Origin of the sequence: Methylobacterium komagatae (assembly GCF_042661665.1) — a bacterium.
Classification (GTDB): domain Bacteria; phylum Pseudomonadota; class Alphaproteobacteria; order Rhizobiales; family Beijerinckiaceae; genus Methylobacterium; species Methylobacterium komagatae.
This window is the reverse complement of the sequence record NZ_JBHSWN010000001.1, coordinates 4360649-4384000: the sequence shown is the minus strand read 5'-3', so window position 1 is coordinate 4384000 and position 23352 is coordinate 4360649. Positions and strand designations below refer to the sequence as shown.

Here is a 23352-nt window from a genome sequence, read left to right as displayed (position 1 = left end):
ATGAACATCGCAACGGTAGGGGTCGTCGGGCTCGGCAATATGGGCCGGGGCATGGCCGCGACGCTCGCCCGCAAGGGCTTCTCGGTTCTCGGTTTCGACATCGACGCGGACAAGCGTGCCGTGGTCGAGGCGTCGGGCGTGACCTTCGTGCCCTCGCTCACCGAGGTGCTGCGCCGGGCCGATGCCCTGGTCTTCTCCCTCCCCTACGCCAAGGATGTCGAGGCGGTGGTCACGGCCGAGGGCGGCCTGCTCTCCCGCAGCGACCGCAAGGTCGTGGTGATCGACACCTCCACATCCGATCCCGGCACCACCCGCCGCTTGGCCGAGCGCCTCGCGGCAGCGGGCCATGCCCTCCTCGATGCCCCCGTGAGCGGCGGCCCCTCCGGCGCGGCCGAGGGCACGCTGACCATGATGATCGGCGGCGCCGAGGCCGACTATGCCCTCGCCCGCCCGGTGCTGGAAGCGATGTCGGCCCGCGCGCCGCATGTCGGCCCCTCGGGGGCGGGCAACATCGTCAAGCTCGTCAACAACCTGCTGGTCGCCGCCCATCTCGTCACCACCGGCGAGGCCCTGCGCCTGTCGCAGGCGGCGGGCCTGTCCGCCGAGGAGGCGGTGCAGGTGGTCAACACCGCCACCGGCCGCAGCGCCGTCAGCGAGGTGATGGTGCCGCGCTGGGTGGTCTCGAACACCTTCGACAGCGGCTTCTCCGCCGGGCTGATGCGCAAGGACGTGCGCCTCGCCCTCGAACTCGCCGCCGAGTGCGGCATCGGCCTTCCCCTCTCCGAGGAGGTCGGGCGGATCTGGCGGGAGGAGACCTCCATCCCCGACACGGCCGACTTCACCCGCATGGCTGACTACCGCACCAAGGAAGCTCTCTGATGTCCGCTCAAACGCGCTCCGATGCGGCCGGACGGGTCGCCGAACTCCTCACCGATCTGCTGCCCGGCGGCCGGATCGGCAGCGTCGTGGCCGGTGAGATCCTGGCCGGCACGGGCGACGACCTCGCTCTGATCAACCCGGCCGATGGCGGCGTGCTCGCGCATTTCGCCGATGCGGGCACGGGCGTCGTGGATGCCGCCATGGCGGCGGCCCGCGAAGGCCAGCGGGCGTGGTGGGCGATGAGCGCCGCCGCCCGTGGCCGGGCGATGTGGGCGGTCGCCGCCCTGGTCCGCCGCCACGCGGACGCCCTGGCCGAACTCGAGACCCTCTCGGCGGGCAAGCCGATCCGTGACACGCGCGGCGAGGTCGCCAAGGTCGCGGAGATGTTCGAGTACTATGCCGGCTGGTGCGACAAGCTCCACGGCGAGGTCATCCCCGTCCCGACCTCGCACCTGAACTACACCCGCCAGGAGCCCTACGGCACGGTGGTGCAGATCACCCCCTGGAACGCGCCGATCTTCACGGCGGGCTGGCAGATCGCCCCGGCCATCTGCGCGGGCAACGCGGTGGTGCTGAAGCCCTCCGAACTCACCCCCTCACCTCGCTGGCCCTGGGCCTGATCTGCGACCGGGCGGAGGGCATGCCGCGCGGCCTCGTCTCGGTGCTGGCGGGCGCTGGCCCGACGACCGGTGCGGCGGCGGTGGCCCATGCTGACACCCGCCTCGTGGTCTTCGTCGGCTCGGCCGAGGCCGGGGCGCAGATCGCGGCGGCGGCGGCGCGCAACATCGTGCCCAGCATCCTCGAACTCGGCGGCAAGTCGGCCAACATCGTCTTCGCCGATGCAGATCTCGGCCGGGCGCTGATGGGCGCGCAGGCGGCGATCTTCGGCGGCGCCGGGCAGAGCTGCGTCGCAGGCTCGCGCCTGCTCGTCCACCGCTCGGTCCATGCCGATTTCGTGTCGCGCCTCGCCCATGCGGCCGAGCGCATCCCGGTCGGCCTGCCGACCGACCCGGCGACGCAGATCGGCCCGATCAACAACCGCCGCCAGCGCGACAAGATCGCGGAGATGGTGGAAGCCGCCTCGGCGGCAGGGGCCCGCATCGCGGCGGGTGGGGGCTGCCCGGCCTCCCTGCGGGACACAGGCGGGTTCTTCTTCGGCCCGACCATCGTGGACGGCGTCGGCCCGGACGCCGCCATCGCCCGCGAGGAGGTGTTCGGCCCGGTCCTGACGGTGCTGCCCTTCGATGACGAGGAAGAGGCGATCAGCCTCGCCAACGCCACGCCCTACGGGCTTGCGGGGGCGGTGTGGACTGGCGATGTCGGGCGCGCCCACCGGGTCGCGGCGGGCGTGCGCGCCGGAACCTTCTGGGTCAACGGCTACAAGACGATCAACGTGGCCTCGCCCTTTGGTGGCTTCGGGCGCTCCGGCTTCGGACGCTCCTCCGGCCGGGAGGCGCTGATGGCCTACACCCAGACCAAGAGTGTGTGGGTCGAGACGGCCGCCCAGCCGGCGGTGGCCTTCGGCTACGTCGGGTAATCGAACCAAGAGGGGGACTACAGCGATGGCGACGGGCGTACGGACAGCGGAGGCGGGCGTACGGCCCGTCGCGGGGGGCGGAAAGCTGGTGCTTTTCCTGCTGGCCCTCGTCATCGTGATCATCGCGGAGGCGATCGGGAACGTCACCATCCCGATGGGGACGGGCAAGATCGTCCTGCTCCCCCTCCTGTGGGCGCTGCTCATCGGCGGGGCCCTCGGCCTCCTGAGCCCCCGCCTGCCCGCGCCGCTCCGGCTCTCCATTGGGCTGCAGAACACGGCGAGCGCCTATCTCCAGCCCGCGCTGCTGATCTTCATCGCCAAGCTCGGGCTGCTGGTCGGCGGCTCGCTGCCGAAGATCCTGGCCTCGGGCTGGGCGCTGGTCTTCCAGGAATTCGGCCACTTCTTCGGCACGATGGTCTTCGGCCTGCCGGTGGCCCTGCTGCTCGGCATCAAGCGCGAGGCGATCGGCGCGACCTTCTCGGTCGGCCGTGAGCCGAGCCTCGCCATCATCGGCGAGCGCTACGGCATGGATTCGCCGGAAGGGCGCGGCGTGCTCGCGGAATACCTCACCGGCACGGTGTTCGGGGCGGTGTTCATCGCGCTCCTCGCCGGGCTCATGACCAGCCTGGGGATCTTCAACCCGCTCGCGCTCGCCATGGGTGCGGGCGTCGGCTCGGGCAGCATGATGGCCGCCGCCTCCGGTGCCATCGCCGCACAGCAGACGCCGGAAGTGGCCAAGGAGGTCGCGACGTTCGCGGCGGCGAGCAACCTCGTCACCACCACCATCGGCACGTATTTCACCCTGTTCCTGTCGCTGCCCTTCACGATCTGGGCTTATGGCAAGCTGGAGCCGATCCTCGGCCGCAACCGGCCCGACGCGGCGCAGGCCGCCGGTCCGGCCCCGGTCGCCGTGCCCCACGAGGAGGTGCGCATCAGCCTTGCCGAGACGGTGCTCGCCTGGATCCTGATCGGAATCTACGGCCTCATCGGCAACTGGCTGACCTACGGCGTCTATCCGGACCGGATGGTCATCTCCGGCATGGCGATCATCATCGGCGTGGTGCTGGCTGGCTATGCGATCTACCTTCTGCTCGGCCGGAAGCTCCCGGCCGTGCTCTGGGTCTCGATCATCGGCATGGCGCTGACCTATCCCGGCATGCCGTTCGCGGCCGACGTCGCGGCGATGACCGGCAAGATCAACTTCCTCGCGCTCGCCACGCCGATCCTGACCTTCGCGGGCCTGTCGGTCGCCAAGGACGTCCCCGCCTTCCGCCGCCTCGGCTGGCGCATCGTGGTGGTCTCGTTCATGGCCAATGCGGGGACATTCCTCGGGGCGGCGCTGATCGCGCAGTTCTTCATGCACCCGCCCCTGGGTTAAACAGGGGCGACAGGGTCCCGGTATCGCGACAAGGAGTTCGGGCATGAGCATCGAGGCGGATACGGTGGAGCGCATGGTCGCGTGGCGCCGGGACCTCCACGCCCATCCCGAACTCGCCTTCCAGGAGACGAGGACGGCGGAGTTCGTAGCCCGCGAACTCGCCGCCTGCGGCTTCGCGGTGAAGACCGGCATCGGCCGCACCGGCGTGGTCGGCACCCTGGCCCGCGGCGGCGGCCCGGCTCTGGGCCTCCGGGCGGACATGGACGCCCTCCCGATCCGGGAGGCGACCGGCCTGCCCTACGCCTCGACCAATCCCGGCGTGATGCATGCCTGCGGCCATGACGGGCACGTCACGATGCTGCTCGGCGCGGCCCGCCATCTCGCGTCTCGCAGCGATCTCGCGGGGACGCTGCACGTCATCTTCCAGCCCGCCGAGGAATGCGAGGGCGGCGGGAAAGCCATGGTCGAGGACGGACTGTTCCGCGACTTCCCCTGCGACGCGGTGTTCGGCCTGCACAATTGGCCGGGCCTGCCGGTCGGCACCTTCGCCACCCGCACCGGGCCGATCATGGCCTCCCTCGACACGTTCGAGATCACGGTGATCGGCTACGGCACCCATGCCGCCATGCCCGAGCGGGGCACCGATCCCCTCGTCATCACCGCCGAACTCGTCCTCGCCCTTCAGACGGTGGTGAGCCGCCGCATCGCCCCGACCGAGCCCGCCGTACTCAGCGTGACGCAGATCCACGGCGGCGAGGCCTACAACGTCATCCCCGACCGGGCCGTGATCCGGGGAACGGTGCGCTGCCTCGACGAGGGTCTGCGCGCACGGATCGCCGATCATATCCGCGCCCTCGCCCGGGGCATTGCCGAAACGCACGGCGCCAAGGCCGAGATCGTCTACACACACGGCTATCCCGCAACGATTAACGCCGCCGACCCCGCCCGCTTCGCCTTCGACGCGGCGGCCGAGGTCGCGGGCATCACCGAGCGCCGGAGCGAGATCACGCCCTCCATGGGCTCGGAGGACTTCTCGTACATGCTCAACGAATGCCCCGGCGCCTATGTCTGGCTCGGGGCGGACGGCGCCAAGCCCAGTGCGCCGCTGCACAACCCGGCCTACGATTTCAACGACGAGATCCTGCCCGTCGGCGCGGCGTGGTGGGCGAGCCTGACCCGGCGCTTCCTCGCCGCACGGTGATGCCGGAGCGCGGCGGGGGCCTAGATGAGGCCCATGCCGCTCTTCCCTACCGCCCTCACCCGTGATGCCGGCCTCGCCGCGTTGTCCGCCTTCCTCGGCGGCCCCGGCGCGGACTATGCCGCCGCCCGCAACACCGATCGCGGACGCGGCGCGCAGCCGACCACCTCGGCGCTCTCGCCCTATTTGCGCCGACGGCTCCTGACGGAGGCGGAGGTGGTCGAGGCGGCGCTCCATGCCTTCGGGGACGAGGGCGCGGAGAAATTCGTCTCCGAGGTGTTCTGGCGGACCTACTTCAAGGGCCATCTCGAGACCCATCCGGACGCCTGGACGGGCACTCGCACCGGGCGGGACGCTGCCCTAGCGCGGCTCGCCGAGGAGCCCAGGCTGCGCCGCATCCACGAGCAGGCGATCGCCGGGGAGACGGGGATCGACGGGTTCGATTCCTGGGTCGTCCAGCTCACCGAGGAGGGCTGGCTGCACAACCACACGAGGATGTGGTTCGCCTCGATCTGGATCTTCACCCTGCGGCTGCCCTGGGAACTGGGGGCGGATCTCTTCATGCGCCACCTGATCGACGGCGACCCGGCCAGCAATACCCTGTCCTGGCGATGGGTGGCGGGGCTGCACACGCGCGGCAAGAACTACGTCGCGCGGCGCGACAACATCCGGCGCTACACCGCCGAGGGCTTCGACCCGGACGGCCTCGACGAGGATGCCGAGCCCCTGGACGAGGCGAAGCCCCCGCGCGAGGTCCCCCTCCCCAAGGCCGATACCCCGCCTGCCGGGGATGTCGCCCTGCTCCTGCATCTCGATGACCTGCATCCCGAGAGCCTCGACCTCGGCGCGGCGCGGGTCAGCCGGATCGGCGGGCTCCTCGCCCATCCGGAGGGGGCGAGCGAAAAGGTCCGCGCGGCCGACGAATCCGCGATGCGTGACGGTCTCGCCCGCGCGGAGGCGCATTTCGGCTGCCCCGCCGGGCCGGTTTCCGAGGGGTGGGCGGGCGATCTGCCGGTGGTCACCGCCTGGGCGACCGTCGGACCTTCGGCCGAGGCGCTGCCGGGGGACTGCCTCCGGCTCCGCCGGGATTGGGACGAGCGGGCGTGGCCGCTCTCGACGCGGGGCTATTCGCGGCTTCGCGGAGGCATCCCGAAGATTCTGCGCGGTTGAGGAGGCTGGCGATGGGGGGAATCGCGATCGTCGGGGCCGGGATGGCGGGGCTTGCCTGCGCACGGGCTCTCCGCGAGCGGGGCATCGAGGCAAGCCTGTTCGACAAGGGCCGTAAGGCGGGCGGGCGCATGTCGAGCCGCCTCGGCGAGTCCTCGGCCGGGCCGGTGGGGTTCGACCACGGCGCGCAATACATGACCGGGCGCGATGCGGGCTTCGTGGCGGCACTTTCCGCGTGGCGATCGGACGGTCTGCTCGCCCCTTGGCCTGCGGCCGGGCCGGATGCCTGGGTCGGCGTGCCGGGCATGAACGCCCCGCTCCTCGCCATGGCCCGCGAACTCACGATTCGTTGGGACACGCGGGTCGAGGGCCTGGAACGCGACGCGTCGGGCTGGCGCCTGCGTGGCGAAGGCCTGGACGAGGGCGGGTTCGCGACCGTGCTCACCGCGATCCCTGCCGAGCAGACGGCGACCCTGCTCGCCCCTCATACGCCCGCCCTCGCGGCGATCGCCGAACGGATTCCCTCCGATCCCTGCTGGACGGCGATGGCCGCCTTCCCCGTCCGGCTCGACGTCGAGCCCGACGTGTTGCGCACGGACGGCGCCGTCGGCTGGGCGGCGCGCAACTCCGCCAAGCCCGGCCGACCAGCGACGGAGGCCTGGGTGGTCCAGGGGAGCCCGGACTGGTCCCGCGCCAACCTGGAGCGGGACGCCGACGCGGTGGCGGCGGATCTCCTGGCCGAATTCTTCGCGGCTTCGGGGATCGCCCCGGTCGTGCCTGCCCTGCTGAAGGGACACCGCTGGCGCTACGCGAAATCCGGTGCGGCCGAGCGGGCGGTCCTGTGGGACGCCGAGCACCGCATCGGCGCCTGCGGCGACTGGCTCACCGGGCCGCGCATCGAGAATGCGTGGCTCTCGGGGGTCAGGCTCGCGGGCGTGGTGGGCTGACGGCCCGCCCTACCCTCACGTCTTCGCCAGTACCAACCCCGGCAGGTTCAGGGTCAGGCGAAGGCCGCTCGTGTCGTGGTCGCGCTCCACCGAGGCTTCGAGCTGGCGCAGCGACATCTCCACGAGGAGCGAGCCGAAGCCCCGGCCGGGGCGTGGCTCGGCCTTCAAGGGCGCGCGCTCGGTCCATGAGATCACGAGGCCGTCCGGCACGCGTTCCCACGCTACGGTGAGCGATCCCTCGTTGGAGCCCAGCGCTCCGTATTTCACGGAGTTCGTGGCCCACTCGTGCAGGATCATCGCCAGCGACGAGACGTGCCGCCAGTCGATGGAGACCAGCGGCCCGTCGATCGAGGTCGGAACGTGGTCACGGTAGGGCCGCAACGTCGCGTTGATCAGCCCCGCGAGGTCGGTCGCCCCCTGGCCGCCGGTCGGGTCCGCCAGGGAATGGGCCCGGCCGAGTGCCGAGATGCGGTCGCGCATGTCGGAGGCGAAGACGCCGATATCCTTATGGGTGCGCGAGCCCGCCGAGATCATCCCGCCGATGATGGCGAAGAGGTTCTTCACCCGGTGATTCATCTCCCGCAGCATCAGGTCGCGGGTTTCGGCGAGCGCATATTCGGGCGACACGTCGATGCACACGCCGACCACGCGCTTGCGGTCGCCGCTGCGGGTCAGGCGGCCATAGCTGCGGATGTGCCGGGAGGCGTGCTTGCCCGCCCGGACGCGTAGCCGCGCCTCGAACTCGTCGAGCCCATGGGCGACCTCGCCTAGGGCCGTCTCAAGGGCTTCGCGGTCCTCGGGAAAGACGCGGGAGACCAGGAGCTCGGTCGGGTGCGGCGTGTCGGCGGCGAGGCCGAACATCGAGCCCGCCGTGCTGTCGAACACCATGGTCGCGGAATCGGGATTGTACTCCCACACGCCGATGCCGCCCGCCTTCACCGCGAGGTCCAGGCGCTCGCGCTCTGAGGCGAGCTGGCGCTCCAGGGCCAGGGCCTCGGTGATGTCGGTCAGCACCAGGGTGGCGCCGTCGATGCTACCATTCTGCAACCGGTAGGGCAGGACGCGCAGCGAGAGGGTCCGCCCGCCGTCGCGGGTGAGGATACGACGCTGGATCACCGTCCCGCCCCCGCATACCTCCTCCGCGTCGTGCAGGTAATCCTGCCCCACGAGGCGGCTCGACACGTCGGCGAGCGGACGCCCCCGATCGCTCGGCTGGAGGGGAAAGATCGTCGTCGCCGCCGTGGTGAAGCTGCGCACGCGTAATGCTCGGTCGAGGACGATGACAGCGAGATCGGTGGATTCGAAGAAGTTGCGCAGGTCGGCATTGGCCGTCGTCAGTTGCTCGACCTTGGTCTTCAACTCGTCGTTGACGGTGGAGAGCTCCTCGTTCGTCGATTGAAGCTCCTCATTCATCGACATCATTTCTTCGTTGGGCTCTTCAGCTCCTCGTTCGTCGTCTCCAGTTCCTCGACGGTCGAGCGCAGCTTGTAACGGGTGCGCAGCAATTCCTCTTCCAGCGCCTCGACGTGGTCGCCGCCCGCATCCATCTCCATCAGGTCGAGGTCGTCGGACGGCCGGAAGGCGCCGACGTCGCGCAGGATGACCAGCATCGAGCCGTCGGGCAGCGGATCGCAGACCGCCTCGATCCTCTGGACGCCGTATTCCGACTGGACATCGATGTCGCGCACCACGACGCGCTTGCGGGCATCGCGGGTCTGGCGGAGCAGCGGGCCGAGCACGTCGCGCAGGCCCGGCCGGGCCAGGGTGATGGCGCTGGTGCCGCCCGCACGGCTTACGGGGAAGTCGAAGTAGCGGCTCAGGCGTCCGTAGGCGGCGATGATGCCGCCATCCTCGTTCAGCACCATGCTCGGCGGGGCGTAGCGCTCCACCACGCGCCGCACGGCGACGGTCTCGTCGGCGATGGAGGCCTCGCCCCGCCGCTCGGTGCGCTCGCCGCGCGGGCTCTCCCCGCGACGAGCGCCGCCGGGCAGGTCGATCGGGTACTTCGGGGCGCCGGGCGGGCGCTCGAACAGACGGGCATGCTGGTCGATGGCCGGGAACAGCTGTTCGAAGCGGCTCACGCTCTCGGAGGGCCCGAGGAACAGGTAGCCGCCCGGCCGCACCGCGTAATGGAACAGCGGCACCACCGATTGCTGCAGGCGATCATCGAAATAGATCAGCAGGTTACGGCAGGACAGGAGGTCCACCCGCGAGAAGGGCGGATCCTTCACGAGGCTGTGGCTGGAGAAGCGGATTAGGTCGCGGATCTCGGGCGCGATCGTGAACCGCTCGGCATGGGGCACCACGTAACGCTCGCGCATATGCGCGGGGATGTCGGCGAGCGCGGCGGCCGGATAGGTCGCGTCTCGGGCGATCTGAAGCATCCGCTCGTCGATGTCGGTGGCGAAGATCTGCACCGCCAGCGGCAGCTCGAAACGCCGGGCGGCGTCGGCGAACAGCATGGCGATGCTGTAGGCCTCCTCGCCGCTGGAACAGCCGGGAATCCAGACGCGGATATCCTCGTCGGGATTGCGGGTGCGCAGCAGCGGCTCGATTGCCCGCTCGCGCAGCACCTCGAACATCTCCGCGTCGCGGAAGAAGCGGGTGACATTGATGAGCAGATCGCGGAACAGCGCCTCGCACTCGTCCTTGTCGGCCCGGACGCGGGCGAGATAGGCCCGGCCGGAATCGAGGCCGAGCACGTGCATCCGCCGTTCGACCCGGCGCACCATGGTCGTCCGCTTGTAGCCCGCAAAATCGTGACCGACGGCGTTGCGGATCACCCGGCAGAGGTCGTCCACGTGGTCGGCGACGAGGTCGGCGTGCTCGCCCGCGACGTCGCTGGTGCGGCGGCGGAAGAAGGCGGCGAGGCAATCCACGATCTCGCCCGGCGGCTGGACGAAATCCACGAGGCCCGTGCCCACCGCCGAGAGCGGCATGCCGTCGTACCGGGCCGATTCCGGCTGCTGGACCACGCAGACGCCGCCATGCTCCTTGACGGCGCGCAGGCCCGTCGTGCCGTCCGCTCCGGTGCCGGAGAGGATCACGCAGGCGGCGTTCGCCTGCTGATCGACGGCGAGCGACAGGAAGAAATCGTCGATGGGGCGGCGCAGGCCGCGCGGCTGCACGAACTGGGTGAGTTCGAGCACGCCGTTCTGGATGGCGAGACCCCGCCCCGGCGGGATGATGTAGACCTTGTCGCCCGTGATGCGCTCGCCGCCCTCGCACTGGAGCACTTCAAGCTCCGTGTGCCGGTCGAGCAATTGAGCCAGCATGCTCTCGTGGTTCGGGTCCAGGTGCTGGACGATGACGAAGGCCATGCCCGTGGGGAAGCGGGCACGGGCGAGCATCTCGCGCAACGCCTCGAGCCCCCCGCCGAAGCGCCGATCCCGACGACGGGGCCGGTGAACGGCGCAGGCGCGCCCTTCACCGGGCCGTCCAGGATTTCGGAGGCGCCGCCCCCGGCGTCGTCAAGGAAATCCTGGTGCATCGAGATCCGCGAGGGTGAGCTTCGCCTGCGCGACGGTGGCGACGGTGTTGGCGATGGTCATCAGAGAGCCTTCGATGACCATGCCGCTTTCGGCCAGCGTCGGGCCGAGCTTGGCAAGGGTCCGTCCCAATTCGGCATCGTACGCGGAAAGCAGTTCAGGTTGCGAGCGGCTGACGTCGAATTGGGATGCGAAAAGAAAGCGCACCTCCCCCGACAGGGCCTTCAGCTTGGACATGTAGAGCAAGTTGACGAAGGGCTTTCCGTCCTTGCGGAAATTGACGATCGACGTCCGCACCGAAGCCTGCCGCCCGCCTTCGAGGAAGCCGCGGATCTTGGCGCGGGGCTGCCGGTTTTCGGCATCGCGCTGGAGCAGGCGGCAATTGCGGCCGATCACCTCTTCGTCCGTGTAACCCGTCAGGGTGCGGAACGGCTCGTTGACCAGCAGAAGGGGATTGTCCTCGGTCACGTCCGCCAGGGCGAGCGCGATATGCGAGTCCTTGAAATATTTGAGGAGTTCGCCCGGAATCTCTTGGCTGTACACGGCCGCTCCCTCATTGCCTCCGCTCAAAGGCATTCCGCGCGTTCGGTTCCCATCTCCTCAAGGCGATGGTTGACCGGCTGGCCTTACAACCGGAACGTGCAGCTTGATGCCGGGAGCGTCATGCGGGCCATGGGGAGATATGGCAAGCACCGGCCGATCCGCCAGTCTCGCACGGTGATCCCGGGGCCGGAGGGGCCAGGGTCAGGCCGTGAGACGAAGGGGTTCTAGATCGGCCGCCCGCATCGGGGGTGGCTCCTGGGCGAGGCGGGCGAGGAGGTCGCGAAGCGGCATCGGCCGTCCGATGAGGTACCCCTGGATGTAGCGACAGCCCTGCCTTTGGGCGGCCTCGCGTTGCGCGGCGGTCTCGACGCCCTCCACGATGCCGTCGAGGCCGAGGTTTCGGCACAGGCTGACGATCGTGGAAATCAGGCTGCCGCCGATCTCGGTGTCGATGCCTGCCATGAAGCTCCGGTCGATCTTGATCTTGTCGAGGGGCAGGCGGTGGACGTAGCCGAGGCTGGAATACCCCGTGCCAAAATCGTCGAGGGCGATCTTGATGCCGAGCGCCCGGAGGGAGGTGATCCCGGCCTTGGCTTGATCGAAGTCGCGCATCAGCGCGGTTTCGGTGAGTTCGAGGGTAAGGCGGCGCGGATCGATCCCACTCTCGCGCACCGTGGCGATGATCTCCTGCACGGCCTCGGGCGACACGAGGTCGTGGGCGGAGAGGTTGAACGACAGGCCGACCCAGGCCGGGAACTGCCGGAAATCGGCGAGTGCCTTGCTCAGGAGCAGCAGTGTGAGACCGTGCACGAGGCCGCACCGCTCGGCGGCCGCCACGAAGCGATCGGGGCCGACCCGACCGAGGATCGGGCTCGTCCACCGCGCGAGCGCCTCGACGAAGGTGATCGCGCCCGTGGCGGTGTCGAGGATCGGCTGGTAGTGCAGTTCCATCTCGGCGGAGAGATCGGCCGTGCGCAGGGCGGTCTCCACGGCCCGCTCGGCGCGGATCGCATCCTCGTGCTCCCGCGAGAACAGGGTCGTGGCGCCCCGGCGGTGCAGCTTCGAGTGGTAGAGCGCGTAGTCGGCGCGGTCGAACAGAGCCGCCGCCTCGTGTCCGGCCCGGGGGAACTTGGCGAGGCCGCAGGAACAGCCGGTGACGACCCGGATGTCGTTCAGGCGGATCGGCTCCTGGAGCGCCGTGCAGATGCGATCACAGAAGGCGATCGCTTCGTGGGCCGCGCCGGGCTCGTGGAGGATCACGCCGAACTCGTCGCCGCCGAGCCGGGCCACGGTCACATCGGGGCCCGCGAAGGCGGCAAGGCGGCGGCCGGTCTCGGCCAGCACCCGGTCGCCTACCGTGTGGCCGTAGGTGTCGTTGATCGGCTTGAACTGGTCGAGGTCGAAGACCGCCAGGGCGAAGCGCTTCTGCTCGGCCTCGCAGATGCGGGCCGTCTCCTCCAGGCAGGACAGGAAGTAGCGGCGGCTCGGTAGCCCGGTCAGGCTATCGGTCTGAGCGAGACGGGCGTTCTCGTCGGACAGGCGGCTCGCTTCGGCCTTCGAGGCCACCAGTTCCGCGAAGGACCGGTAATTGTTGACGAGGTTGCGCACCATCATCGCCGTGACGAAGGCCGTGTTCACGGTGATCGCCAGGAAGACCCGGTTGCCGCTGGCCATGAAGACCGCGAGGAACACGCTGAGCACGATGCCGGCGATCAGGAAGGCCGCCACCGGCAGATGCGTCAGGCAGAAGATGCAAGCCGTCATCGTCACCGCGACGAAGATCGCCACGTGGCCCTGCTCGTAGAAGCCGCCATACTGATGGAGGGTCATGGCCCAGGCCATGACGACGATCGAGAACGAACCCGCTACGATCGTCGTCCGCATCAGGAGGTCGTCCGCCTCTTCCTCCGTGAGCGTCTCGGGCCGGAGCCGCCACCACCAGACGATCCGCATGATGCAAAGGACCAGCGCGACGACCGGAAAACCGATCGTGAGATAGACCGGCGCAAGAGTGACATGTGTAACGGCCAATCCGCCGACATTGACGCACAACATCAAATAAAGTGTCGGGATCTGCTTCTGGATTTCCGCGACTTGCCTCGCCGCCGGGAGACTGGCGGAGGACTGCGTCAGCAGGGCGGTCAAAGACCTATGGAATCTCAACCGTCGCAACATTTATTCGCGCCCATGCAAGACATGCCAATCTTAATCCACTTTATTAAAATCGCCTTGCATCGATTCAAAACACGCAACGCTTAGCCCGACCAGATACTGTATTTTCTGTGCATGTCACGGCGATGTGATCTCCCCATGGGCTCACTTCAAAGCCGTGCGGCGAATATCGGCACGCGGCACGGTTCATCGGGGTGAGCGCCCCGATGAACGGGCAACGGGGCGATCAGAACCTGTAGGTGAGGCCGCCACCGACGATCCAGGGGTCGATATCGACCCGGCCGCGCACGGCTCCGGCGTTGAGCTTCACCTTCGTGTCGAGGAAGATCTTCTTGACGTCGACGTTGAGGCCCCAATGGGCGTCGAGCATGTAGTCGAAGCCGACCTGTAGGGCAGGCGCGAAAGAGTTCGTCAGCCGGAAGCTCTGGAAGGGCGCGCGTTCCTTCTCGCCGAAGAAGATCGAATAGTTCACGCCCGCGCCGACATAGGGCTTGAACGCGCCGAGCCCGTCGACATGATATTGCAGCGTGAGGGTCGGAGGCAGGATCCACGTGGAGCCGATCCGTGTACCCGCGAGCGTGCCCGCGCCGTCGATGCTGTGGCGGGTGACGCCGAGGATGAGCTCGGCGGCGATGTTGCGGGTGAAGAAGTAGGTGATGTCGAGCTCCGGGATCACGGAATCGCTGATCGACACCTTCGCGCCGTTGAGGGGCAGGCCGCCCGCACTGAGGCGCGCGGCCGGATCGGGCAGGACGCCGAGCACCCGGACGCGTACCATCCAGGGCGACCACTCGGCCGGGATGGGCGCCGGGGCGGGTGCGGCGGCGAAGCTGGGCAGATCGGCCGAGAGGGCTAGGCTGGGGACGAGGCCGAAGACGGCGGTCGCGGCGAGGGCGGCGAACCTTCTGGACATGGTGTCGTTCGTTCCGGAAGTCGTGGAGGGTCAGCCGGTCTCGCCGGCCTCTCCTTGAAGCCCTGCTCCCCGCCCCCGTCCTTGACCGGAATCAAATCCGTCACGCCGCGCGGCTGTGGAGGGCTGCCGCCTTGCCGGAATAGGCGTCGAAGACCGAGGCCACCGCCCGGACGAGGCCGCGCGCCTCGTCGGGAATCGCGAGGCGGTCGCCTTCGCGCTGCACGAGGCCATCGGACAGCAGGGCGGGCAGGCGAGGCAGGGCGGCGAGGAACGCCCCGGCCTCCACGCCGTGCGACCGGCAGACCTCGCCGACATCGACGGCGAAGTGGCACATGATCCCCTCGATCAGGTCCGAGCGAAGCCGGTCTTCGGCGGTCAGGGCGTGACCCCGCGACGTGGCGAGTTCACCCCGTTCGATGCGCTCGGCATAGGCGCGCAGGCCGGGCTCGTTCTGGACGTAACCCTGGTGCAAACGGCCGATGGAGGAGGCGCCGAGGCCGATCAGAAGGTCGCACGGGTCCGTCGTATAGCCCTGGAAGTTGCGGCGCAGACGCCCCTCCCCTTGCGCGAGGGCCATCTCATCGTCCGGACGGGCGTAATGATCGAGGCCGATCCGCCGGTAGCCCGCCGCCTGGAGAAGACCAGCGATGGCCTCCGCCTGGGCGCGTCGCGCCTCCCCATCGGGCAAGGCGGCAGGATCGATGAGCCGCTGGTGCTTCTTGAAGGCGGGCACATGGGCATAGCCGAACACGGCGAGCCGGTCGGGCTTCAAAGCGAGGCAGCGCCTCACTGTGTCGAGGCAGCTGTCCACGTCCTGATGCGGCAGGCCATAGATCAGATCGAGGTTGATGGCCCGGATCCCCGCTGCGCGCAGACCCTCGACGGCTGCCACGGTGACCGCGAAATCCTGGTGGCGGTTGATCGCCTCCTGCACCTTGGGGTCGAAGCTCTGCACGCCGAGGCTCGCCCGCGTGGCTCCGGCCCGGCCGAGGGCCCCGATCATGGCGGAGGTGAGGGTGCGCGGGTCGATCTCGACGGCGATCTCGGCCTCGGGGGCGATGGGAAAGCGCGCGCGCAGGGCGGCGATGAGGTCGCCGAACGCGTCGGGGGTCATCACGGTGGGCGTGCCGCCGCCGAAATGGATGTGCCGGACCGACGGGACCTGCGGCATGAGCCGCGACACGAGGTCGATCTCGCGCCGGAGCAAGCCGACATAGGCGGCGATGGGGCCGTCATGCCGGGTGATGACGGTGTGACAGCCGCAATACCAGCACAGGGAGCGGCAGAACGGCACGTGGAGATACAGCGAGGCGAAGGATCGTGCGGGCTGCACCCCGAGCCAGCCGGCGTAGGTCCGGTCACCGACGAGATGCGTGAAATGCGGGCTCGGCGGGTAGCTGGTGTAGCGCGGCAGACGCTCGTCGGCGTAGCGGGCCCTCACATCGTCTTGCATGGCGTCCCTTCCGGTCCCGGCCGGGTATGGACGTTGCAGGCCCTCGCCACCTTGACTTGCATCAACGGGTCTCGCCATCCGCAGGGGCGAAAGCGGGGCCGAAGCGCCCTACATGGGCGCGAGAGCGACGGGAGCAGGCGATGGCGGACACGAGGCGGGCGGAGAATCATCCTTTCGTTCGCAAGATCGAGAGTGTGGCGCTGTTCGACCTGTCAGCCTCCGAGCGGGCGGCCCTGGCCGGGCTGCCCATGCAGATGGCGGATTACGAGACCGATCAGGACATCGTGGTGGAGCACGAGAGGCCGAAGCGTTGCTTCGCCGTGCTGAGCGGGCTCGCCGCCACCTACAAGACCACCCAGGACGGGCGGCGGCAGGTCACGGCCTATCATGTCCCCGGCGACGTGCCGGACTTCCAGAGCCTGCACCTGGAAGTGCTGGATTTCAGCATCTGTGCGGTGTCTCCCCTGCGCGTCGGCTTCGTGACGCACGAGGCCCTGCGCGCCATGTTCGCCGCCGAGCCCCGGCTCGGGGACGCCTTCTGGCGCACCACGCTGATCGAGGGCTCGCTGGCCCGAGAGTGGATGCTGAACAACGGCCGCCGGGAATCCTACCCCCGCATGGCGCATCTGTTCTGCGAATTGATGCTTCGCCTGGAGACCGTCGGCCTCGCCGTCGATCACAGCTGCCAGTTGCCCCTGACGCAGTACGAACTCGGCGACGCCCTGGGGATCACCTCCGTCCACGTGAACCGGATTTTGCGCGAACTGCGCGAGAGCGGCCTTATCACCCTGAGCGGAGGGCGCCTGACGATCCATGATTGGGACGCTCTGGCCAAGGCCGGGGAGTTCGACCCCAGCTACCTGCACCTGCGCCGCCTGGACGAGTAAGCCTCAGACGGCGGTGACGAGCCGCGCGGGCCACGCGGGCTCCGGCCCGCCAGCGTGGCAGACGCGGTCCCTGCCCTGCCGCTTGGCGGCGTAGAGCGCCGCGTCGGCGCTCTCCATCCAGTCCTGCAGGCTCCGTCCCGGCGTCAGGGCGCCGTGGGCGAAGCCGACGCTGAGGGTGAGGATACCGCGCGGATTGTCCGCGTGCGGGATGGCGAGAGCGGCGACGCCCGCGCGGATCGCCTCGGCCAGCAGGGCCGCCTCCCCCGGCTTGCAGGCGGCGAGGATCGTGAATTCCTCGCCCCCCACCCGGAAGGCGCTGCCGCCGACGGCCTCCGCCCGCTCGCTCAGCACCGTCGCGACCTGCTTCAAGGCCCTGTCGCCCGCCGGATGGCCGTAGCGGTCGTTGAACCGCTTGAAATGGTCCGTGTCGATGGTGAGCAGAGCCCAGCGCGCCCGCTCCTCGGAATCGGCGCAAGCCGCGATCGTCCTCTCGAAATGCCGCCAGTTCCACAGCCCGGTCAGCGCATCGGTGGCGGCGAGCCGCTTCGCTCGTCCTGCGCCTCCAGCGCCTGATGCTCCGCGCGCTCGCGGCGGGTGAATTCCCGGTGCAGGAGGACGAGGACGCCGAGGATCGCGAGGCTGAGGAACGATGCCAGCGCGATGACGAACTGGGATTGCGGCCGCCACGCCCGTTCGATGGCGGAGGCCGGCAGGAAGACCGAGAGAGTCAGCGGCCAGGGCTCCACCTGCTGCGAGTGCCGCAGGCCCTGCGCATCGTCGGCGACGGGCAGGGCACCGGAATTCATCACCACGCTGCCGTCCGAGAAATCGAGGCTGACGGTGAAGGCGCTGTCACCCTTGAGGCGATCGAAGACCTCGCGGAAGTAGGACAGTTCGATGGCGCCCACGATGACACCGGCGAAGGTGCCGTCCGCATAGGAGAAGCGGCGGCTGAGCGGGATCATCTCGCGCCCGCTCAGGCGGGTGCGCCAGGGACGGCCGATGAACAGCCCGGATTTCGGGTCGTCCCGGTGGTGGGTGAAATAGAGCCTGTCCGAGCCGTCGAGGCGGCGGGGCACCACCGAGCTCGAATCGAGATAGGCCCGGCCGGCCGCGTCGAGGACGAGGATCGAGCCATAGCCCCGCGCCTGCGAGACCCGGTCGAACAGGGCGAGTTGGCGGACCTCCGGCGAGACCCCTTCGAGGGCCGGGAGCAGCATCCGGCTGGACACCGTCTGCAGGGACAGGTCGTAGAGTTCGATGTCGCGCGCGATGGCGCGCTCGGTCGTACTCAGGAGGCTGGCCGCATCGTGGCGGGCGTTGTCCGTGGCGTGGCGGCGCAGATCGTGGATCGTCCAGGCGGTGTAGGTCCACATGCCGCCGATGATCACGAGGGCGACGGCGGCCAGCAGGCGGCGTGGGTTCGACGAGGCGGAACCCGGAGCGCGCGCCCCTGCGGAGCCACCCTCGGCGCCCCACCCCTTCGCAGACCCCGTCGCGTGCATCGGCCCTCGTCGGCGCAGCAGCAATGCTGCCCCCTAATCTCAGTCTCACTGGCTCAAGTATGGTTGTAAATTCCTTTCAATTTGCCACTACAAGGACGAATACCGATATCCAAAAGCACGTCATCTGACGGCCCTCCGGCAATGTCACTCACATTCAGGTGTTCGTGACGGCGTGCGGATCTCCACCCGCCCGCAACGAGGCCCGCGCGCGGGCCGGGCCGCCGAAGCGCGCATAGAGGGCGGGCAGGACGACGAGGGTCAGGAGCGTCGCGCTGATCAGCCCGCCGATCACCACGGTGGCGAGCGGGCGCTGGATCTCGGCGCCCGTGCCGGTGGCGAGCGCCATGGGCACGAAGCCGAGGGAGGCGACGAGGGCGGTCATCGCTACCGGCCGCAGGCGCGTCATGGCCCCCTCGCGGATCGCATCCTTCAACGGACGCCCCTCCGCAGCGAGATGGCGGATGGCGGTGATCATCACGAGGCCGTTCAGCACGGCGACGCCCGACAGGGCGATGAAGCCCACCGCCGCCGGAACAGAGACCGGCATGTCCCGCAGCCACAGGGCGAGGATGCCACCCGTCAGCGCCAGGGGCACGGCGCTGAACACAAGGAGCGCATCGCGCGCTGAGCCGAGCGCGGATACGAGGAGCAGGAAGATCAGCAGGAAGCAGGCGGGCACCACGGCCGCAAGCCGCGCCTTGGCCGAGGCGAGGTTCTCGAACTGCCCGCCCCAGGCGAGGAAGGCACCGGCGGGCAGCGGCACCTGTGCCACGACCTTCGCCTGCGCCTCCGCGACGACCGAGCCGATGTCACGTCCGCGGACATTGGCCGTCACCACCACCCGGCGGCGTCCATTCTCGCGGCTGATCTGGTTCGGCCCCTCCGTGACGGAGAAGGACGCGACCTGCTTGAGTAGGACCGAGCCCGCCCGGCCGCCCGCCCCCGGCGGCAGCGGAACGGGGATGTTCTCCAGGGTCTCGCGATCCTCGCGGACCCGGTCTGTCAGGCGCATGACGATCGGGAAGCGGCGGTCCCCCTCGAACACCACCCCCGCCTCGCGACCGCCGATGGCGGCGCCGATCACATCCTGGATCGCCCCGGTGCTGAGACCGTAGCGGGCAGCCTCGGCCTTATCGATGCGGATGTCGAGGACGGGCAGGCCCTCGATCTGCTCGACCTTCACATCCTCGGCGCCCGCGACCCCGCGCAGCACCCCGGCAATGCGGTTCGCGGCCTTCAGGAGGGGCTCGAACTCGTCGCCGAACACCTTCACCGCGAGGTCCCCCCGCGTGCCCGCCAGCAACTCGTTGAAGCGTAACTGGATCGGCTGCGAGAACTCGTAGACGTTGCCTGCGAGTTGCCCGACCGCCGCCTCGATCCGCTCCTGCAACTCGGCCTTGGGCAGGGCCGGATCCGGCCATTCCCCACGCGGCTTCAGGATGACGAACGTGTCCGAGGAGTTCGGCGGCATCGGGTCGGTGGCGACCTCGGCCGTGCCGGTCTTGGAGAAGACCGTGGCGACCTCGGGGAAGGCGGCGACCGCCTTCTCGACCTTCAACTGCATCGCCTGCGATTGGGTGAGCGAGGTCGAGGGGATGCGGGTCGCGTTGAGGGCGATCGCCTGCTCATCGAGTTGGGGGATGAACTCCGTGCCGAGGCGGGTCGAGAGCGCCGCCGCTCCGGCAAGGATCAGCAGCGCGAGGCCCGCGAAGACGAGCGGCGCGCGGATCGCGGCCGTGAGTACCGGCCGGTAGAGGGATTTCAGCGCCCGGATCATCCCGTTGTCGCCCTCCGTGACCCGCCCGGTGAGGACGATGGCGATGAGCGCGGGCACGAAGGTCAGGGACAGGACGAAGGCGCAGGCGAGCGCGATGATGACCGTAAGCGCCATCGGCTCGAACATCTTGCCCTCCACCCCGGTGAAGGTGAGGAGCGGCACGTAGACGAGGATGATGATCGCCTGCCCGTAGAGGGAGGGGGCGATCATCTCGCGGGCGGAATCCCGCACCGTGACGAGACGCTCCTCCTCGGTGAGCACCCGCCCGAGGGCGTGCTGGCGCTCCGCGACGTGGCGCAGGGCGTTCTCGCTGATAATCACCGCACCATCGACGATCAGCCCGAAATCGAGGGCCCCGAGGCTCATCAGGTTGGCCGAGATCTTCGCCTCGACCATGCCGGTGACGGTCATCAGCATGGCGACGGGGATGACCAGCGCCGTCACCAAAGCCGCGCGGATATTGCCGAGCAGCAGGAACAGGATGACGACGACGAGGGCCGCCCCCTCCGCGAGGTTCTTGGCGACGGTGCGCACGGTCGCGTCGACGAGTTGCGTCCGGTCGAGGACGGTGCGCAGCTCGATGCCGGGCGGCAGGGAGCGGCGGATCTCCTCCATCCGGGCCGCGACGGCGGCGGCGACGGTGCGGCTGTTCTCGCCGATCAGCATGAGCGCGGTGCCGATCACCGCTTCGGACGCGTCCTCGCTCGCCGAGCCGGTGCGCAGGTCGCGGCCGATCCGCACCGTGGCGATGTCCTTGATCCGCACCGGCACACCGCCGCGCGTGGCGACGACCACGTTGGCGATGTCATCCATGCCCTCCAGACGCCCGGCGGCGCGCACGACATAGCTCTCGCCATTGTCCTCCAGGTAGCGGGCGCCCTGGTTGGCGTTGTTGGCCTCGAGCGCCCGCGCCACGTCGCCGAAGGACAGATCGAGGGAGGCGAGCACCGTGGGGTCGGGCTGGACGTGGTACTGCTTCTCGAAGCCGCCGATGCTGTCGACCCCCGCCACGCCCGGCACGGTCCTGATGCGCGGCCGGACGATCCAGTCCTGCACGGTCCGCAGATACGCCTTCTGTTCGAGTTCCCCCGCGAGACGCTGCCCCTCGGGCGTGAGGTAGCTGCCATCGGCCAGCCAGCCCGGCTTGCCGTCGGCCGCGACCGGGCGCTCGCCCGGCGGGGCGTAGCGCACCGACCACATCACGATCTCGCCGAGCCCGGTCGAGATCGGCCCCATGCCCGCCTGGGCGCCGGGCGGGAGATCCCGCGCCACCTGCGCGAGGCGTTCGGCCACCTGCTGCCGGGCGAAGTAAATGTCGACGCGCTCCGCGAAGACCGCCGTCACCTGCGAGAAACCGTTGCGCGAGAGCGAGCGGGTGTAGTCCAGGCCCTTGATGCCCGCGAGGGCGGCCTCGATCGGGTAGGTGACCTGCTTTTCGATATCGACGGGAGAGAGCGAGGGCGCGAGCGTGTTGATCTGCACTTGGTTGTTGGTGATGTCGGGCACCGCGTCGATGGGCAGACGGGTCGCCGCGTAGCCGCCGAACGCAGCGGCGAGCAGGGACAGGAGCAGCACCAGCCAGCGGCGGTGGACGGAAAAGTCGAGGATGCGGGCGATCATGGCCGGGCTCCTCAGTGGCTGTGCCCGGCTTCGCTCTTTCCGAGCTCGGCCTTGAGAAGGAAGCTGTTGCCGACGGCGATCTCCTCGCCCGGTGCCAGACCGGAGACGATCTCCACCGCGTCGTCGTCCGCGCGGCCGAGTTCGACCTCGCGCTTGGCGAAGCCTTCCGGCACGCGCACGAACACGACGCGCTTGCCCTCCACCGTTTGAAGCGCGGGTTTGGGCAGGCGGACCGTCACGGGATCCTCCGCGATCCCGATCTCGGCGGTCACGTAGGTCCCCGGGCGCCACGCCATGTCCTCGTTCGGCAGGGCGACGACCACCCGCGCCGAGCGGGTCTCCATGTTGAGGAGCGGGCTCACGAAGATCACCCTGCCCTGCCCGGTTCGGGTCTCGGCACCCTGGGCGCGCTTCACCGCGACGGGCGCGCCGTCCCGCACGTCGGCGAGGTCAGCGGTGGAGACGGCCAGCTCGATCCAGACGCTCGACAGGTCGGCGACCGTGTAGAGGTCGGCGGGGTCGCCTTCCTTGCCCACGGCCGTGCCGACATCGACCTTCCGTTCCACGATCCGCCCGCCGAGGGGCGCGCGCAATTCGTATTGGCGCAGCGTCGAGGCATTGGGGGTCGCCTCGTCCCGCTTCTGCGCGGCGGCGACCTCGGAGGCGTTGAGCCCGAGGGCGGAGAGCTTCTGCCGCGCGAGGTCGAGGCGCAGCTGATTTTCCTGGAAGAGGGCGCGGGCGTTCTGCCACGCGGCCTCCGAGACGGCGCGGGAGGCGAGCAGCTTTTCCTGCCGCTCGAAATTGGACTTCTGCAGTTCCGATTGGACCAAGGCCGTCAGGTAGTCGCTCTTGGCATCGGCCACCTCGCGGCTGTCGAGGATCGCGACCACGTCGCCCTTGGCGACGGTGTCGCCCAGCCGCTTGCGCATCTGCGAGACCGTGCCGACCACCCGCGCCGGGACGCGGGCGATCCGGTCGGCATCGGGGGTCACGGTGCCGGGCACGAGGATGTGGCGGGAGAGGATGCCGCCCCCGACCTTGGCCGTTGCGATCTCCTGCACGCGGATCTGCTCGGGCGTCATCCGCACGAGGCCTTCGCCCTCCTCCGCATGGTCATGATCCTCGTCGTGGCCGTGCCCGGAATGGGCCGCAGGGGTCGCGGCCTCCGGCGTCGTGGCTTCTCGGGACAGCGCGGAGGAAAAGCTGGCGCGCGGCCACCCCGCCGCAATCAGGGCATCCCGGACGGGGACGGGGACGGGGGCATGGGGGATGGCGGCGCCCGCAAGGGAGGCCGGCGGCCACGAGGGCCGCACTCGGAAGGATGCGCATGGACAGGACTCGACCGGGATCGGGCGTAGCCGGGAACGCCGCGATCGGGGGGTGATGAGGATGGATGGGCCGCGTGACGCGGGGGCCTGCCTCAGGCGCGAGGGGGCCGGGGGAGCCTGTCGGGGAAGACGGAGGAGGCCGCTTCGGCGGTGCGGGCGTAGCGCGGTCGCGCGGACGGGACGGGCGGCGTCAGGCCCGCCTCGCAGGGGCTGGCCGTGACATGGCAGCCGCAATGGGCGTGGCAGACGAGGCCGGGATCGGCCGCCTGATGGCCCGCCTCCGCCACCGTGTAGGTGGGGAGCTCCACCGCGCCGTGGCCGCCGCGATGGGCATGGAAGGCGAGATCCTCCGCCAGCCCGGCCGTCGGCAGGGTGAGCGCCAGGGTCAGGACGAGCGCGATCATCCGGGCGGCGGCCTGCCACCACCCGCCCGCCGTTCCGAGGATCCGACGGGATCCATGTCGACGCGCCGCGCTCATCGCGCTCCTTATGGCCGCTTTCTCCCCGTCGCTACAAGCACCCCGTCGCCGCCAAGATGCAGCGCAAGCATGTCGGGACCA

Annotated in this window: 16 protein-coding genes and 2 pseudogenes; 7 read left to right on the top strand and 11 right to left on the bottom strand. The window is 69.6% G+C overall.

What is annotated here, in order from left to right; genetic code table 11:
• From ACFQE0_RS21785 to ACFQE0_RS21760, 6 genes and pseudogenes are all read left to right on the top strand, one after another.
• Complete coding sequence (locus ACFQE0_RS21785; protein ID WP_378973367.1) at window positions 1-879, top strand: NAD(P)-dependent oxidoreductase; 879 nt, start codon at window positions 1-3, stop codon at window positions 877-879.
• A pseudogene (locus ACFQE0_RS21780) lies at window positions 879-2416 on the top strand (aldehyde dehydrogenase family protein). The gene ACFQE0_RS21785 and the pseudogene ACFQE0_RS21780 overlap by 1 nt, the downstream one beginning before the upstream one ends.
• Before the next feature lie 25 nt (window positions 2417-2441).
• A complete protein-coding gene (locus tag ACFQE0_RS21775) occupies window positions 2442-3794 on the top strand; it encodes a DUF3100 domain-containing protein (protein WP_378973365.1) in 1353 nt (450 codons plus the stop codon).
• A gap of 43 nt (window positions 3795-3837) precedes the next feature.
• Window positions 3838-4995, top strand: coding sequence for a M20 aminoacylase family protein (locus ACFQE0_RS21770; RefSeq protein ID WP_378973362.1), 1158 nt, complete (start codon window positions 3838-3840; stop codon window positions 4993-4995).
• 33 nt (window positions 4996-5028) lie between these two features.
• Window positions 5029-6162 carry an FAD-binding domain-containing protein gene (locus tag ACFQE0_RS21765; protein ID WP_378973360.1) on the top strand — a complete coding sequence of 378 codons (1134 nt, stop codon included), beginning with the start codon at window positions 5029-5031 and terminating at the stop codon, window positions 6160-6162.
• Window positions 6163-6173: 11 nt separating this feature from the next.
• Complete coding sequence (locus ACFQE0_RS21760) at window positions 6174-7106, top strand: NAD(P)/FAD-dependent oxidoreductase (protein ID WP_378973357.1); 933 nt, start codon at window positions 6174-6176, stop codon at window positions 7104-7106.
• Window positions 7107-7121: 15 nt separating this feature from the next.
• Here the strand turns inward: ACFQE0_RS21760 and ACFQE0_RS21755 are convergent, their stop codons facing one another.
• From ACFQE0_RS21755 to hemN, 6 genes are all read right to left on the bottom strand, one after another.
• Window positions 7122-8528, bottom strand: coding sequence for a sensor histidine kinase (locus tag ACFQE0_RS21755; protein ID WP_378973355.1), 1407 nt, complete (start codon window positions 8526-8528; stop codon window positions 7122-7124).
• Window positions 8525-10456, bottom strand: coding sequence for a CheR family methyltransferase (locus ACFQE0_RS21750; RefSeq protein WP_378975620.1), 1932 nt, complete (start codon window positions 10454-10456; stop codon window positions 8525-8527). The genes ACFQE0_RS21755 and ACFQE0_RS21750 overlap by 4 nt, the downstream gene beginning before the upstream one ends.
• 120 nt (window positions 10457-10576) lie before the next feature.
• The gene (locus ACFQE0_RS21745; RefSeq protein WP_378973353.1) at window positions 10577-11137 is read right to left on the bottom strand and encodes a PAS domain-containing protein; all 561 of its coding nucleotides are present in this window, start codon (window positions 11135-11137) and stop codon (window positions 10577-10579) included.
• 201 nt (window positions 11138-11338) lie between these two features.
• Window positions 11339-13192 (bottom strand): putative bifunctional diguanylate cyclase/phosphodiesterase, encoded by a 1854-nt coding sequence (locus ACFQE0_RS21740; RefSeq protein ID WP_378973350.1) that lies wholly within the window; start codon window positions 13190-13192, stop codon window positions 11339-11341.
• 343 nt (window positions 13193-13535) lie between these two features.
• Window positions 13536-14222 (bottom strand): OmpW/AlkL family protein, encoded by a 687-nt coding sequence (locus ACFQE0_RS21735; RefSeq protein ID WP_378973348.1) that lies wholly within the window; start codon window positions 14220-14222, stop codon window positions 13536-13538.
• A 100-nt stretch (window positions 14223-14322) separates the two neighbouring features.
• Window positions 14323-15675 (bottom strand): oxygen-independent coproporphyrinogen III oxidase, encoded by a 1353-nt coding sequence (hemN, locus tag ACFQE0_RS21730; RefSeq protein ID WP_378973346.1) that lies wholly within the window; start codon window positions 15673-15675, stop codon window positions 14323-14325.
• 140 nt (window positions 15676-15815) lie between these two features.
• Here hemN and ACFQE0_RS21725 point away from each other — a divergent pair, with 140 nt between their 5' ends.
• Complete coding sequence (locus ACFQE0_RS21725; RefSeq protein WP_378973343.1) at window positions 15816-16562, top strand: Crp/Fnr family transcriptional regulator; 747 nt, start codon at window positions 15816-15818, stop codon at window positions 16560-16562.
• Window positions 16563-16565: 3 nt separating this feature from the next.
• On the opposite strand, the gene ACFQE0_RS21720 is transcribed toward ACFQE0_RS21725, so the two are convergent.
• From ACFQE0_RS21720 to ACFQE0_RS21700, 5 genes and pseudogenes are all read right to left on the bottom strand, one after another.
• Window positions 16566-17045 carry a diguanylate cyclase domain-containing protein gene (locus ACFQE0_RS21720; protein ID WP_378975618.1) on the bottom strand — a complete coding sequence of 160 codons (480 nt, stop codon included), beginning with the start codon at window positions 17043-17045 and terminating at the stop codon, window positions 16566-16568.
• 35 nt (window positions 17046-17080) lie between these two features.
• The gene (locus ACFQE0_RS21715; RefSeq protein WP_378973342.1) at window positions 17081-18067 is read right to left on the bottom strand and encodes a PDC sensor domain-containing protein; all 987 of its coding nucleotides are present in this window, start codon (window positions 18065-18067) and stop codon (window positions 17081-17083) included.
• A gap of 154 nt (window positions 18068-18221) precedes the next feature.
• On the bottom strand, window positions 18222-21464 hold the full coding sequence (locus tag ACFQE0_RS21710) for an efflux RND transporter permease subunit (RefSeq protein ID WP_378973339.1): 3243 nt from the start codon (window positions 21462-21464) through the stop codon (window positions 18222-18224).
• An 11-nt stretch (window positions 21465-21475) separates the two neighbouring features.
• Window positions 21476-22793: pseudogene (locus ACFQE0_RS21705) on the bottom strand (efflux RND transporter periplasmic adaptor subunit).
• A 91-nt stretch (window positions 22794-22884) separates the two neighbouring features.
• On the bottom strand, window positions 22885-23271 hold the full coding sequence (locus tag ACFQE0_RS21700; RefSeq protein WP_378973337.1) for a hypothetical protein: 387 nt from the start codon (window positions 23269-23271) through the stop codon (window positions 22885-22887).
• Window positions 23272-23352 lie beyond the last annotated feature (81 nt).

Bases quoted from the DNA above. Each gene is read 5' to 3' on its own strand.
- ACFQE0_RS21785 (WP_378973367.1), top strand. From the start codon at position 1: ATGAACATCGCAACGGTAGGGGTCGTCGGGCTCGGCAATATGGGCCGG.
- ACFQE0_RS21775 (WP_378973365.1), top strand. From the start codon at position 2,442: ATGGCGACGGGCGTACGGACAGCGGAGGCGGGCGTACGGCCCGTCGCG.
- ACFQE0_RS21770 (WP_378973362.1), top strand. From the start codon at position 3,838: ATGAGCATCGAGGCGGATACGGTGGAGCGCATGGTCGCGTGGCGCCGG.
- ACFQE0_RS21765 (WP_378973360.1), top strand. From the start codon at position 5,029: ATGCCGCTCTTCCCTACCGCCCTCACCCGTGATGCCGGCCTCGCCGCG.
- ACFQE0_RS21760 (WP_378973357.1), top strand. From the start codon at position 6,174: ATGGGGGGAATCGCGATCGTCGGGGCCGGGATGGCGGGGCTTGCCTGC.
- ACFQE0_RS21755 (WP_378973355.1), bottom strand. From the start codon at position 8,528: ATGATGTCGATGAATGAGGAGCTTCAATCGACGAACGAGGAGCTCTCC.
- ACFQE0_RS21750 (WP_378975620.1), bottom strand. From the start codon at position 10,456: ATGCTCGCCCGTGCCCGCTTCCCCACGGGCATGGCCTTCGTCATCGTC.
- ACFQE0_RS21740 (WP_378973350.1), bottom strand. From the start codon at position 13,192: ATGTTGTGCGTCAATGTCGGCGGATTGGCCGTTACACATGTCACTCTT.
- ACFQE0_RS21735 (WP_378973348.1), bottom strand. From the start codon at position 14,222: ATGTCCAGAAGGTTCGCCGCCCTCGCCGCGACCGCCGTCTTCGGCCTC.
- hemN (WP_378973346.1), bottom strand. From the start codon at position 15,675: ATGCAAGACGATGTGAGGGCCCGCTACGCCGACGAGCGTCTGCCGCGC.
- ACFQE0_RS21725 (WP_378973343.1), top strand. From the start codon at position 15,816: ATGGCGGACACGAGGCGGGCGGAGAATCATCCTTTCGTTCGCAAGATC.
- ACFQE0_RS21715 (WP_378973342.1), bottom strand. From the start codon at position 18,067: ATGCACGCGACGGGGTCTGCGAAGGGGTGGGGCGCCGAGGGTGGCTCC.
- ACFQE0_RS21710 (WP_378973339.1), bottom strand. From the start codon at position 21,464: ATGATCGCCCGCATCCTCGACTTTTCCGTCCACCGCCGCTGGCTGGTG.
- ACFQE0_RS21700 (WP_378973337.1), bottom strand. From the start codon at position 23,271: ATGAGCGCGGCGCGTCGACATGGATCCCGTCGGATCCTCGGAACGGCG.